The organism is Helicobacter felis ATCC 49179 (assembly GCF_000200595.1).
GTDB lineage: Bacteria > Campylobacterota > Campylobacteria > Campylobacterales > Helicobacteraceae > Helicobacter > Helicobacter felis.
In genome coordinates, this window is sequence record NC_014810.2 from 836,928 (window position 1) to 849,955 (window position 13,028).

Below are 13,028 nucleotides of genomic sequence, written 5' to 3' on the forward strand. Positions count from 1 at the left end.
TGGCGACATAGCCAAGTGGTAAGGCATGGGTCTGCAAAACCTTGATTCCCCGGTTCGAATCCGGGTGTCGCCTCCAAAATTTGCCATTCTATTTTTTGATTGATTGATGACGGGAGATGGCTGAGTGGTTGAAAGCGGCGGTCTTGAAAACCGTTGAGGGTAACACCTCCGGGGGTTCGAATCCCTCTCTCCCGGCCAGCGTATCTTCTCATTTTTTATCAAGGTTATCATGGGGCATTCTGTTTTAAGTTTGTTGGTGCCCGTTGTAGTGATCGCTATGGTGGTGCTCACTAAACGCGTCGCGCTCTCGCTTTTTAGTGGGATTGTCTTGGGCGCGTGGTTGGTGAGTGATAGCCTTTGGAACGCCTCAACCCTCATTTATACAAGGTTGAGCGCGGTTTTTTACAGCAACACCCCCGCATTCAACCTCAACACCAATAGTATCTATATTTTTGCTTTCTTGATTATCTTAGGAATTTTGACTCAAATTGTCGCCGCTTCTGGGGCGACTACAGCCTTCGTCCTCAAAGCGAAAAACTACATCAAAAGCGCGCGCCAATCTGAATTTGTCGCCCTCTTTGCAGGCTTGGTTATCTTTATTGATGACTATTTTAACGCCCTCATTGTCGGACAGGTGAGTCGATCGCTCAATGACGCGCACCAAAGCAGCCGCGAACGCTTGGCTTATATCATCGACTCCACCTCTGCGCCCGTGTGCATGCTCATGCCTATTTCGAGCTGGGGAGCTTATATTGTGGGGGTGATGCAAAATGAGGGGATTGAAAATAGTTTTGCACTCTTGTTAAGCAGTATCACTAGCAATTATTACGCGTGGTTTGCTCTCATTGCGGTCTTTTTGACTATTCTATGGCAAATCAATCTGCCCGCTATGGCGCGCTATAGAAATGTCGCAGTGCAGGATTTAAACCCTCCTGTGCAACAAGATGGTGCTAAAGCCCCCGTATCGCTCTTACTTAGCAGTGTCGCAACTCTCATTTTGAGCACCTGCGCGCTGATTTTTTATACCGGTCATGCTAACGCTCAAAGTTCCAATCTGCTAGACATCCTCAAAAACACACAAACCAGTTTTTCTCTCTTTGCTGGGGGGCTTATCTCTCTTGGCATCACTTTGTTTTTAGCCAGAAAATATCTGCAAGCACGCACGCTAATCCCTCTTAGCATTCAAGGGTTTAAGAGCATGCAGGGGGCGATCTTAGTGCTCATTTTGGCATGGGCGATTGGTCCGCTGATTCGCGATGACCTGCAAACCGGGGTGTATTTAGCCAGTCTTGTAGGGCATTTTCAGGGCGTGAGTGTGTGGCTGAGTGTGGTGTTGTTTGTGATTTCAAGCTTCATCGCCTTTAGCACAGGCACTAGCTGGGGGGCTTTTGCGATCATGTTGCCCATTGGGGCTAGCATGAGCGCGACAATGGGAGGGGATTTAGTTTTAGTGGTTTCGGCGATCTTATCGGGGGCGGTTTATGGGGATCACGCCTCGCCTATTTCAGACACGACTATTCTCTCTGCTACAGGGGCGGGTTGCTCGGTGCAAAGCCATTTTATCACCCAATTACCTTATGCGACCCTCACGGCAGGGTGCGCATTGCTAGCCTTTTTAATAACTAGCTTCACCGCCTCTAGGATGATAGGGTTTGTAGCAGGTTTAGGGTTGTTGGTGGGGTTTTTTTATCTTCTCAAGCGCTGTTATTCTACGCGTTAAAGCCTCTTTTAAGGAGGGGTGCATAAATATTTACAAACCCCGCCTATGCTACCTTTGGAGGCTATAAGCAGAAAAAGCCATGTTTTTACTCCTGAGATTGGGAGAATGAGAAGCACAAAAGGGTTAAAAAGAGGCGATGAGCTGGGTATAAAGTGCGCTACGATCCTGATAGCCACCTTTGCAGTACATATGGGCGCTAGGGTTACAATAAGCGTTTAAGCCGGCTTGATAGCCATTATTGGTGTGGATTCCATAATAAGCCAAATCAATGAGGGCTTTTAGATTGGCAGTAAATTGGTAGCCTAAAGAGAGCACAACACGCCCTTCATAAGAAACCGGCGCGCTACTCCATTGCCACATCATACGCCACATAAATTTTTTATTAAAATGCAAGCCTCCATAAATAAAAGACCCTGTTACCGCATTGGCTTTGAGCGCAGTGCCCACATAACCTGCCCAAAGGCTATTGCTATAAAGCTCCACACCGGATGGGTTGCCCGTATTGCCTATATAAGCGTTGGCATTGCGGAAGTTCTTATAGAAAATGCCTAAAATATAAAATTGGTTAATATCAAAGCGTTGTTTGATGGTCAAGCTTTGCCCATTGGCTGTGGCCGGGTTGTCATAGCGATAAATGGCTCCTCCCTTGCTGTTAATTAGCATCCATGGATAATAGAAGGGGAAAAACGCGCTCAACTCGGTGTTAGAGCGGAAACCCTTGCCACTGAAATTGGGATCACTATCCCAGCCAATTTTAAAGCCCGGCGCGTTAAACATTTTGGGCGAAAAGTAGAAAAAACCTTCGGCTAAAAAATGGTGTTTTTTGTAAGTCAGTTGGATGGCGTGTGTGCCATAGGACACTTTATGCCCGCTTGGAGTGTAACCTCCCTGCGCATTTTTATGATAACCTCCGCTAAAAACGACCCTAGAGGCATACCAATCTCTCAAACGAGGGCCTGTAGCAAAAGCGCGCGCCCAAGAACTAAACCACCATAATTGGAAGTGCTTGAATTGGGCGTAAGCTTCAAATCCTGCGGTTTGCCCGCTTTTATAAGCCGCCTTAGAACGATACAGCCCACCTTTGATTCCAAAATGATCTTTATAATTGTATTCCAAATACGCATCACTGACCACATAAAAACGGCTAGCGTTATTGAGCCTAGCGCGTTTGGCAATCATCACTTCATCAGAGTCGCTTTGTAAGACATCTTTAATCCCGCCATAAAAGCCATTATAGAAACCAAAATTTTGATACACTATGGAGCCACCTAAGAAGCGCTTCGTTCCATCATAAAGCACCCCACCCACCATACCCCCAACACCTCCCCTAAAATCATGCCCCTTTTGGGCCAGACTTTTAGGCAAAAAATTAAGTTTGAGAGATAGAGAACCTGCAATTGTAGCATATTGTTGCATGGGATAAATCCCCTTGTATCTATCTATGGCATGCTGGTTAAAGCCAATGGTGGCAGCTTGGTTAGCAAACCCGCTCAATTTATAATCAAAAGCCAAGCAAGGGACGCATAAGACAAAAGCAGTGCCTAAAAATATTTTGCAAAAGAGCTGATTACCTGTAGCGCGTGGTGTGTGCATGGGAATCCTTTAAAAGTGTATTTGTTATTTTAATCAAAACAAGACTTACATCTTTTTAAACAAACCACAAATGGCATACAAAGAACACATATAATAAACCCCAACAGCTATCGGGGTCTTAGTTGTGAGGTAAAATAGGTGAGTAGATTAAGCCCCAAACGACTTTTTCATATCAATGACATAGCGAAACTGAGCGTTAGAATGGGTGAGGTTGTAGTAAACTTGATCGATGTCTTGACCGGTAACTAGCTCGATTTCAGGGTAAATATTGTGCAAGATGGAGAAATCTAACATTTCTTGGGTTTCTTTAATCCCTCCAATCAGTGAGCCATAAACTTTTTTATTCCCACGCATCACCAAAGTCGAAGCGCTCAAAGTCGGAGGATTGTCTTTAGGAGGCAGACCCACAATGGAGAGTTCGCCCCCATAGGCAAGTGCGTCTAAATAGGCACTCATGTTGTAGTGCGTGGGAATGGTGGAGAGGATTAAATCCAAATTAGCCCCCTTAGCGTCCTTTACATCGCTGTAATAATGCTTGGCCCCCATTTTTAAGGCCTGTTCTCTCTTAGCCTCACTGCGCCCTATCACACTCACCTCAGCTCCCATGGCTAAAGCGTATTTTAAACCCATATGCCCCAATCCGCCAAAACCCGCGATCCCAACCTTAGAACCTGCTTTGACTTGGGAAAATTTTAAAGGGGAATAGGTGGTGATCCCTGCACAAAAGAGAGGGGCGATTTTTTCTAAGGGCGCATCGTTAGGAATACGAATAGTATAATCCTCATCCACAACAATGCAATCAGAATACCCGCCCATGTGGGGTTCGTTATTGTGGAAGTGATCGGGGCAATCGTAAGTGAAGACCACTTTAGAACAAAATTGTTCGTGATCATGAGCGCATGGCTCGCAGGCACGGCAGGAATTGACAAAACAGCCCACGCCCACCTTATCGCCCACTTTGAATTTACGCGCATGTGCGCCGACTTCTTTGACCACACCTGCAATCTCATGTCCGGGAATCATAGGATAAGTGCCCTCATGCCACTCGCTGTAAGCTGAATGCACATCGCTATGGCAAATCCCGCAGTAATGAATATCAATCAAAACATCTTTTTCACCCAAAGCGTGGCGGGTAAATTCATGAGGTTGGAATTTCCCCTCTTTAGAGTGGATAGCAAAACCTCTAGCTGGAATGCGTTGCATAGATAACCTTTATATGGAAATAAGGGGGATTCTAGCATGTTTTGGGGGTTTGCAAAACTTGGGCGATGAGCTCTAAGGGGTGGAGAAAACGCGTAGGCGCGTCTATTTGGTGCAGAGCGTTATTGAGTTGCACACGGCAAGCCGAACACTCTGCGCTCACCACTTGGGCGTGGGTGTTGGCGATGTCTTGAGCCTTTGGCAAACCTGCCTGCACGCTTAAAGTGTAGTGATCGCTCTGCATACTCACCCCTCCAAAGCCACAGCAACGATCGCTCTCAGCCATCTCACTTAGGCTAAAATTTGCCCCTAAAAGTGCGCGGGGTTCTTTATACACGCCTAAGACTTTTTTAGCATGGCAGGGATCGTGGTAGGTTAGAGTGAGGGGGTTTTTCGGGTAGGTTTTAAGCACCTCTAAAAGCGCGCTATCATGAGTCAAAAAGCTAGAGGCAAATTGTAATTTGTCTGCTACCTTGCGCCATTTTTCTAACCACTCTTGGCGCGCTTTAGGATCAGGGATACTCTCAAAAACATGTTGATAATCTTTTTTGAGCATACTAATGCAAGTCGCCTCAGGGACTAAGATCGCCTCTGTGTGCATGGCTGTTTCTGTGAGTAAATCCACATTTCTTTGTGCCAAATAAAGAGCGGTGTCTATGTCCCCAGTGAAAAAGGCAGGCGCACCGCAACAAAATTGTTTAGGGATGTGCGCGCTGATATTGAGCTTGTCTAAGATCGTTAATAAACTCTTGCCTACGCTAGGGTAGTTGTAATTACCCAAACAACCGATAAAAATCCCCACACTTTTAGCGGGCATGTTCTCTAAGGGGGCTTTGGGAGGGATTGTGCCTTGATGGGTGCGTAAAAAGCTAGTGCGTGCAAAGGGAAAAAGCGCGCGTTTGGCTAAACTTTTGGGCGCGAGGGATTGAAAACGCCAATGGATTTTATCTCCCACTTGTTTAAAAGCACAGGGCGCGCTCACGCTACAGAGAGAAAAAATAAAGTCCATCAAGCGAGGATGTTTGAGCAAATAGAAGTAAAGCTTTTTATGCCAAGCGATCCCATGTTTGCGCGCGCTCAAAACACGCACTTTTTCAATCATGCTATCTATGGGCAGATGAAAAGGGCAGACCTGCACGCAGGTAGTGCAGAGAAAACAACTCTCAAAGATATGTTTTAGAGGGGTGTTGAGCTCTAAACTCTCTTGTTTGACTAAAGCGATGAGGTCTAAAAACCCGCGCGGGGAGGTGGTTTCATCTTTATGGATACGATAAATAGTGCAGCTGGGCACGCATTTGCCACACTTCACGCAGGCTTGCGTAGTGCGCGCAATGTCGCTATCTAGCCACGCCTCCAGTTTAGAGGGTTTTGCTGAACTTTTGAGCCCCATGGTGTTTGTCCAAATACGCATCAAAAACCATCGCGATATTGCGCACCAACATCGCCCCCGTAGGACTGGTCTTTAAGCCCTGTGCGTCCATACTCACTAGGCCCTCTTGCTCATAGGGTTTTAGTGCCTCTAGGGCTTGTTTAAAATGAGTCTTAAAGTCAATGTTAAACGCTCGCTCAATGGTGCTAAAATCCAGCTCTAAATTGTTCATCAAGTGCATGATCACCTCTTTACGCAGGCGATCTTCTGCACTCAAAGCAATGCCCCTCTCTACGGGTAAATGCCCCTCATTAAGCGCGTTCTCATAAGCCTTTAAATCCTTAAAATTTTGGGTGTAATAGTCTAGCCCCTCCCCAATGCTAGTAACCCCCACCCCGATAGTTTGGGAAAACTTTTTAGTGGTGTAGCCTTGAAAATTGCGCCTGAGTTGTTTATTCTGCAAAGCTAGATAAAGTTCATTATCTTTTTTAGCAAAGTGATCCATGCCAATCATTTCATAACCATGCTGGGTTAAAAAGGTAATGAGGAAGCGCAAAATTTCTAATTTTTGACTAGGAGTGGGCAGAGTGGCGGGGTCTATTTTCATGGTGTGCTTGATCCAAGGCACATGGGCGTAATTAAAGATGGCGAGGCGATCGGGATTTAGCTGTAAGACTTGTTTTAAAGTGGCTTCAAAGCTAGCCACACTTTGGAAAGGCAAGCCATAGATGAGATCAAAATTAAGCGAGTTGATCCCAAACTCACGGGCTAGCTCCACTTTTTCGCGCACGAGATCAAAGTTTTGTAAGCGATTGATCGCCTGTTGCACTTCTAACTCAAAATCCTGCACGCCAAAACTCAAGCGATTAAAGCCATGTTCTTTAAGCACGCGCATTTGATCGCGATTAAAATGGCGCGGATCGACCTCACAAGCCAATTCAGCATCGGGGGCAAAGTTAGAAAAGGTCGCCTCAATGTTCTTAATAATGCGCTCTAGTTGCTCCGCGCTAAAAAAAGTGGGTGTGCCCCCACCAAAGTGTAGTTGCACCACCTCGCGCCCTGTGTCAAGATAGCGTTTTAAAAGTTCGAGTTCTTTTTGCAAATAGAGAATATAGTGTTCTTTCTTGCGCTCGCTACTACTATAAATCACATTGCAGGCGCAAAAATAGCAAGGGCTCTTACAAAAGGGGAGATGAAAATACAAAGAGAGAGGGGTTTGTGTGGGCGTGCGTTCTAAGGCTTGGATCAAATCGCTCTCTTGGAAGTTGGTATGAAATTCTACTGCTGTAGGGTAGCTGGTGTATCTAGGACCGGGCTTGGAGTGCTGGGCGAATTGTTGGAAGTCTAGGGGTTTCACGGCTAAAAGGGGATGTTTTCTAAGTCGTCCAAATCTGGATACTCTTCTTTTTTAGACTCTAAAAGTTCTGCCAAGTTGAAAAACAAATTAGGGTGTTGCCGCTTGAGTTGCTTGACAAAATCCAGCGAAGAAATGCGGGGCAAACTCCCATCACTCGCGCGCATGCCCTCGAGCTTTTTAAAGGCAACTGCCATCGCGTCCTTAAAGTCAATAGGCGTGAGAGTTGCCATATCCCGTTCCAACTCGACCATAATTTTTTCTTCATACGCTCTTTGAATCACCTGTACAATGTATTGTAACAGCACCTCAGGAATCACCACGAATTTATGATCTTGCTCATCTTGCACAAACCAAGCCTCTTGGGTGTTGAGCGCGCCCTCTTGCAATTCTAAAAGCATTTGATCGGGCGCGATCCTCTTGGCGCGGGCTCTATTCTTGCCCGATTCTAAACTTTGATAAATCTCTTGCATGCCATCTGTATTAAGTTTGGCTTGAGAAGTGTTGTCCATACTTGTTACCTTTCGCTCCCATTCTAGCACAAAATCCCTAACAGCCATAACTTGCCTTAATTTGATCTAGGCGCGCGTGCGTGTTGCTCAACACGAAATCCCCCAAGATCAAAGCTAATAAGCTCGCACACACCACACTCCCCCGAATAGCAATGCATGGGTCATGCCGCCCTTTTAAGTGGATTTGCACGCCCTCTTTTTGGGTGTTGATACTCTCTTGGGGCAGGGCAATGCTAGAAGTGGGCTTAAAATGCACCCACACCTCTAAGGGCGCTCCATTCCCAAAACCCCCCAACACCCCTCCGCAACGATTGCTCTTAAACCCATGAAAACCTAGTGCGTCATTATACATGCTTCCTTGCATGCTAGCAGCTTTAGGCTCGCCCATAAATACCCCCTTGACTCCATTGAGTCCCATCATTGCATAAGCAATACGCGCATCTAATCTGTCGCCAAATTCGCCCAAACCCAACAAGGCACGCCCCCAAGCGCGCACCAACACCACCCCACCCAAGCTATCTCCTGCTTTTTTTGCCTGCAAGATCGCCTCTTGTTGGGCTTGCTGGGTTTGTTTGTCTAGGCTAAAAATGGGGCTTTTTAGCGCGTGTGCAAAATCTAACTCTTGAGCCTCTACACCCCCCACACTAACAACCCCGCTAGCGATCTCTATGCCCACTTCTTTTAAGAGCAATTTAGCAATCGCTCCTGCACCCACTTTGATCACACTCTCTCGTGCTGAGCTACGCCCCCCGCCCCGATGATCTCTAATGTCGTATTTAGCAAAGGTGGTAAAATCCGCGTGCCCGGGGCGAAAAGTCTCTTTAAGATTGTCATAATCTTTGGAGCGCACATTTTTATTAGACACAAGTAAGCCGATGGGCGCGCCCGTGCTCACTCCCTCAAAAACTCCGCTCACAATCTCGATTTTATCTTCTTCTTGGCGTGGAGTGGTGAAGGCATTCACACTTTTACGCCTATTAACCTCCGCTTGGATGAAGTCTAAATCTAATTTGAGCCCGGCAGGCACGCCCTCTAGCACACCCCCCACCATAGCCCCATGCGATTCCCCAAAGGTGCGCAATACCAAGCTCACGCGCTCCCCTCCATGCGGAGTTGTTGGTAAGCCATTTGGGCGCAAAGTTGCTGGGCTTCCTTTTTGCTCTTAGCCGTGCAAGTGCCATAGAGTTTATCTAAAATAAAAATCTGCATTTCAAATTGTTTAGCGTGATCGGGGCCGCTCTCGCTTTTAAGGGTATAGGTGGGCACGACCTTAAAGCGCGCTTGGGTGAGTTCCTGCAAGGCACTTTTATAATCCATAAAGGTGCTCTGTAAAGAGAGATCGGGATAGACATGATCTAAAAAGCGTGTCATCAAGGTTTTAATGGGCTCTAACCCGCTTTCTAAATAGATCGCTCCCATCAAAGCCTCAAAGGCGTTAGCTAAGATTGAGGGTTTAGTGTGCCCGTGGTTATTGGCTTCTGCTGGGGAAATCAAAATACAATCTTGCAACTGCAAAAAGGAGGCGAGCTTGAAAAACGCCTTTTCATTCACCAAAGAGGCGCGCATTTTGGAGAGATCGCCCTCTTGCAGATCGGCAAAACGGGCGTACAAAATCTCTGCGACCACCAAATCTAACACCGCATCGCCTAGAAACTCTAGCCTTTCGTTGTTGTGGGGGGTTTTGGTGCTTTTGTGGGTGAGGGCTTGTTGTAATAGATTCATATCTTGGAAATGATAAGCTAGCCTCTCTTGTAATTTTTCTAACATGAAACTCCTTTACTTTGTGCTTGGTAAGCCAATGCCTCCTGTTTGGCTAAGGCATCACAGCGTTCATTTTGGACATGCCCGGCATGCCCCCTAATCCAATGGGGGGTGATCTTATGGGGGGCGGACACTTTTAAAAATTCCTGCCATAAATCCACATTCTTAACCTTAGCAAAATTGCGCGCCTGCCAACCTTTTAGCCATTTGGCAATGCCATCGCAAACATAGGTCGAATCGCTATACAAAGCGACATGGCAGGGTTTTTTAAGGGCTTTAAGCCCTGCATTGACCGCGCTAAGTTCCATGCGGTTGTTGGTGGTGTGGGGCGCACCACCGGTAATAATTTTTTCTTGACCTTGATAGCGCAAAATCGCGCAATAGCCCCCAGCACCCGGATTTCCCAAAGACGAGCCATCGCAAAAAAGTTCTATTTCTTCCATTTTATTCCCTAATTTAGATTGAGTTGTTGGTGATAGTCTGGGCTCTGCGCGCTCAAATCTAGCACGACTTCTTTAACCCCCAAAGCGTTACACGATACGCAACGATGGGTATCAAAGGGAGAGAGATTTTTACACGCAGGGCATCGGTAGCTAAAATGTAACGCTAGAGGGTATTTGTCCTTAAAGCAGTGGTAAATCTCTAGCTCCAAATGAGAACAAGTGCCCTTTATAAAACCTTTAGAAATGAAAATCTCGCGCACCTGTGCGTTAAGTTGTGTCAATAAAGGAGTGATTTCCTCCCATTGTAAATCCCAAAGTAAATCAATGTATTCTATTCCCTTGTCCAAATGGGGAAGTTCTTGCAAAAATAAAGCCTTGTGATAAGTTTTACAATGCTTGAGCGCGAGTTTATAAAGCTTAGGATGATGGTGTCCTAGTGTAAGAATGCGCGCGCTGCGATCCCCTAAACTCAGATCTTCTTGCATGAGAATTTGCATTTGCAGGTAATGGTAGGTGTCTAGCAAATCTGGGGCTTCTAGTTCGTCTAAGCATTCTAGCACTTCTAGGGCTTTTTGAGGGGCGCATAAGATCTCATACACCCGCACCATTTCTTGAAGCGCGCCGATGTTTCTAGGCTCAATCCGCAACACTTCTAATAAAATATCATGCGCCTTCTGCACATAACCCATCGCAATATAAGTCTGTGCCAAATTTTTTAAGAGAAGAGCGCGATCTTTGGGGTATTTGGACAGCAAAGATAAATAGATTGTGATCGCCTGCTCGCCACTCCCATGATCGCTGTAATGTTTGGCTAAAAACATCCAAGTTTTGATTCCTAGCACTTCCAAAGGACTTTCTTGTTCTTTGGCTAAGAGCTGTTGCACTTCAAAGGCTAGATCGATGGAAGTATAAGAGCGAGAGAGGGCATTCAGAGCCTTGAGATTTTTTTTGTGTTTAAAAAGCGAGCGGAAATAGTCCAATAAGATCACCACCCCAATGAAGGCAATCAGGATCGCTACGCTAAAGAGAGAATCTTTATAGACATAAGCTAATTGCTCCACGCGCCCCTAGTGTTGTAGAAATTTAATTTTGGCTTTGACACGGAGTTTTTCATAGTACTCGGCTAGGATTTTATCCTGTTGCTCCTCAATCAATTTATTGGCAATAAAATGTTTGGCTTGGCTGAATGAAACATTTTCTTTTCCTATTTTTTCTTTGATGTAAAAGGAAACAAAATTTCCCCCTCCCGCATTTAAAATCGGGGTAAAGGTGTGTTCTTGCGTGCTCAAAAACATTTGGGCGATTTGGGGATTGAGGGTTTTAATATTGATTTTTTCCTCACCCTTAGTAACTCCGGGAATATCTAAATTTCTATTTTCTAAGGCTTTGGTGAGGGCTTGGGTGTCTTGAGCTGTGTAGCGGATGGTGATAATCTCGCTAGGCACACTAAATTCGCTCTTATGGGCGTTGTAATATTCGCGCATTTTAGTTTCGCTATTTGTATTGGTATTAAAAAGCAGAATGTTGCGCAACAATTCTCTAGTTTCTAGTTGTTTTTTTAGTTGTGCTTTGTAGGTCGTTGGGTTGATCCCCTCACTAGCAAGTGTGCGCAAGAAATCTTGCATATCCATACCATTATGCCGCGCGATGTTTTCAATCTCCGCGTCAATCTTGTCATCTTCAATGTCGATTTTAAGGCGTTTGATCTCTTGGGCTTGGATGCGTTGTAAAATCAATGCATTAACAGCTTGTTGACGGCTAATATGATGCTCTTTTTCCTGTGTTTCAATTTGGTAAATAGTGATGGGATCGTTGTTAACCGTGATGGCAATCCCTCCTATAATGCCTTCTTTAAGCTCCTCTTGCTCTTGCTTATCTTGGGGAGCTGCTTTGGTGGTTTTTGGTGGAATTTTAGGTAGATTTTGGGTTTCTTGGCTCTCTTTGGGAAGGGGTTTTTTAAGAGAATCTCTTACCTGCCGATCTAAATTTTTACTCCCAACCCCACTTCCTGTAACAGATTCGACTTTAGAGTCTTTCCCCTGCGCGCTCGCCCCAAACAGATAGAAAAATACGCAAACAAAGCCGATAAGTTTTAAAAAACTTGACAAACTCTTTCTTTTAATGGACTCGCGCGAGTCTAGTATAAGCGCACTAAGAAAAATATTAAAATAGGTTTACGCTAAAGTAAATGATTTCTGCTTGTTTGTTAATCTGCTGTTTAGAATTTATGCTAGAATGCGTTTTGCATTTTTAAAGAATTTTGAGAAAATAAAACAATTTGGAGTTTCAAAAGATGTTATTAAAATCAAATCACTTGCTATCTAGGGTTTTGTTTGCGTTTTTGGTTTCTAGTGGCGTTGCATATTCCCTTGATGGAAATAAAGATCAGGGCGGAGAATTGCATTTTATAGTGGGTAAAAAAGCCCAAGCCGATAAAGACTATACCCGAGCTTTAGAGTATTACCAAAAAGCTGCTAAAAGAGGCAACGCTGAGGCTTACTATAAATTGGGAGGCATGTATCGCGATGGACAAGGCGTTAAACAGGATTATGCTAAGGCTTTTGAATATTTTAATAAGGCCGCTAAAAAGGGGTATGCAAAGGCGTATTTTCGTTTGGGTTTGCTGTATGACAATGGTAAGGGTGTAGAGCAGAGCGATAGCAAGGCCCTAGAATATTACCAAAAAGCTGCTAGCATGGGTTATGCTAAGGCTTATTACAACTTGGGGGCCATGTATCGCGATGGGCAAGGCGTTAAACAGGATTATGCTAAGGCTTTTGAATATTTTAATAAGGCCGCTAAAAAGGGAAATGCGGGGGCTTATAGTGATTTAGGTTTTATGTATGCAAATGGACAGGGAGTTCCACAAGATGCTCTGAAAGCTAAGGAGTATTGGAAGAAAGCGGGGAGAATGGGAGATGCGGAGGCTTATTTTAATATTGGAGTGATGTATTTTAATGGTTTGGGTGTCTCTAAAGATTTAGCCAAAGCTAGGGAATACTTAGAAAAGGCGGCTAAGATAGGAAGCGGAGATGCCATTGAAATTCTCAATAGAATTAAATCCAAGGGCGACTAG

General features: G+C 45.1%; 12 protein-coding genes and 2 tRNA genes. 4 read left to right on the forward strand and 10 right to left on the reverse strand.

What is annotated here, in order from left to right; translation table 11 throughout:
* The first annotated feature begins 1 nt into the window (after position 1).
* From HFELIS_RS04270 to HFELIS_RS04280, 3 genes are all read left to right on the forward strand, one after another.
* Positions 2-76: transfer RNA gene (locus tag HFELIS_RS04270), tRNA-Cys, on the forward strand.
* A gap of 34 nt (positions 77-110) precedes the next feature.
* Positions 111-198, forward strand: a tRNA-Ser gene (locus HFELIS_RS04275).
* A gap of 31 nt (positions 199-229) precedes the next feature.
* Entirely contained in the window at positions 230-1,720 is a 1,491-nt protein-coding gene (locus tag HFELIS_RS04280) for a Na+/H+ antiporter NhaC family protein (protein WP_013469307.1), read from the forward strand.
* 123 nt (positions 1,721-1,843) lie between these two features.
* On the opposite strand, the gene HFELIS_RS04285 is transcribed toward HFELIS_RS04280, so the two are convergent.
* The 10 genes from HFELIS_RS04285 to HFELIS_RS04330 form a co-directional block, all read right to left on the reverse strand.
* Positions 1,844-3,313, reverse strand: a complete 1,470-nt coding sequence (locus HFELIS_RS04285; protein WP_013469308.1) for an outer membrane family protein — start codon at positions 3,311-3,313, stop codon at positions 1,844-1,846.
* A 147-nt stretch (positions 3,314-3,460) separates the two neighbouring features.
* The gene (locus HFELIS_RS04290) at positions 3,461-4,516 is read right to left on the reverse strand and encodes an NAD(P)-dependent alcohol dehydrogenase (protein WP_013469309.1); all 1,056 of its coding nucleotides are present in this window, start codon (positions 4,514-4,516) and stop codon (positions 3,461-3,463) included.
* A gap of 31 nt (positions 4,517-4,547) precedes the next feature.
* Entirely contained in the window at positions 4,548-5,924 is a 1,377-nt protein-coding gene (locus HFELIS_RS04295) for a (Fe-S)-binding protein (protein WP_407918926.1), read from the reverse strand.
* A complete protein-coding gene (gene hemN, locus HFELIS_RS04300; protein ID WP_013469311.1) occupies positions 5,872-7,239 on the reverse strand; it encodes an oxygen-independent coproporphyrinogen III oxidase in 1,368 nt (455 codons plus the stop codon). The genes HFELIS_RS04295 and hemN overlap by 53 nt, the downstream gene beginning before the upstream one ends.
* A 2-nt stretch (positions 7,240-7,241) precedes the next feature.
* Positions 7,242-7,796 carry a DUF2603 domain-containing protein gene (locus HFELIS_RS04305; RefSeq protein ID WP_013469312.1) on the reverse strand — a complete coding sequence of 185 codons (555 nt, stop codon included), beginning with the start codon at positions 7,794-7,796 and terminating at the stop codon, positions 7,242-7,244.
* Positions 7,786-8,841: a chorismate synthase gene (gene aroC / locus HFELIS_RS04310; protein WP_013469313.1), complete on the reverse strand. Its 1,056-nt coding sequence runs from the start codon at positions 8,839-8,841 to the stop codon at positions 7,786-7,788. The genes HFELIS_RS04305 and aroC overlap by 11 nt, the downstream gene beginning before the upstream one ends.
* Positions 8,838-9,515 (reverse strand): ribonuclease III, encoded by a 678-nt coding sequence (gene rnc, locus HFELIS_RS04315; protein WP_013469314.1) that lies wholly within the window; start codon positions 9,513-9,515, stop codon positions 8,838-8,840. The genes aroC and rnc overlap by 4 nt, the downstream gene beginning before the upstream one ends.
* Positions 9,509-9,952 (reverse strand): ribonuclease HI, encoded by a 444-nt coding sequence (gene rnhA, locus HFELIS_RS04320; RefSeq protein WP_013469315.1) that lies wholly within the window; start codon positions 9,950-9,952, stop codon positions 9,509-9,511. Before rnhA ends, rnc begins: the two co-directional genes overlap by 7 nt.
* Positions 9,953-9,960: 8 nt before the next feature.
* A complete protein-coding gene (locus HFELIS_RS04325; RefSeq protein WP_013469316.1) occupies positions 9,961-11,013 on the reverse strand; it encodes a tetratricopeptide repeat protein in 1,053 nt (350 codons plus the stop codon).
* A gap of 6 nt (positions 11,014-11,019) precedes the next feature.
* Entirely contained in the window at positions 11,020-12,060 is a 1,041-nt protein-coding gene (locus HFELIS_RS04330; protein ID WP_013469317.1) for a SurA N-terminal domain-containing protein, read from the reverse strand.
* 233 nt (positions 12,061-12,293) lie between these two features.
* Between HFELIS_RS04330 and HFELIS_RS04335 the strand changes: the two genes are divergently transcribed.
* The gene (locus HFELIS_RS04335) at positions 12,294-13,028 is read left to right on the forward strand and encodes a tetratricopeptide repeat protein (RefSeq protein ID WP_158305097.1); all 735 of its coding nucleotides are present in this window, start codon (positions 12,294-12,296) and stop codon (positions 13,026-13,028) included.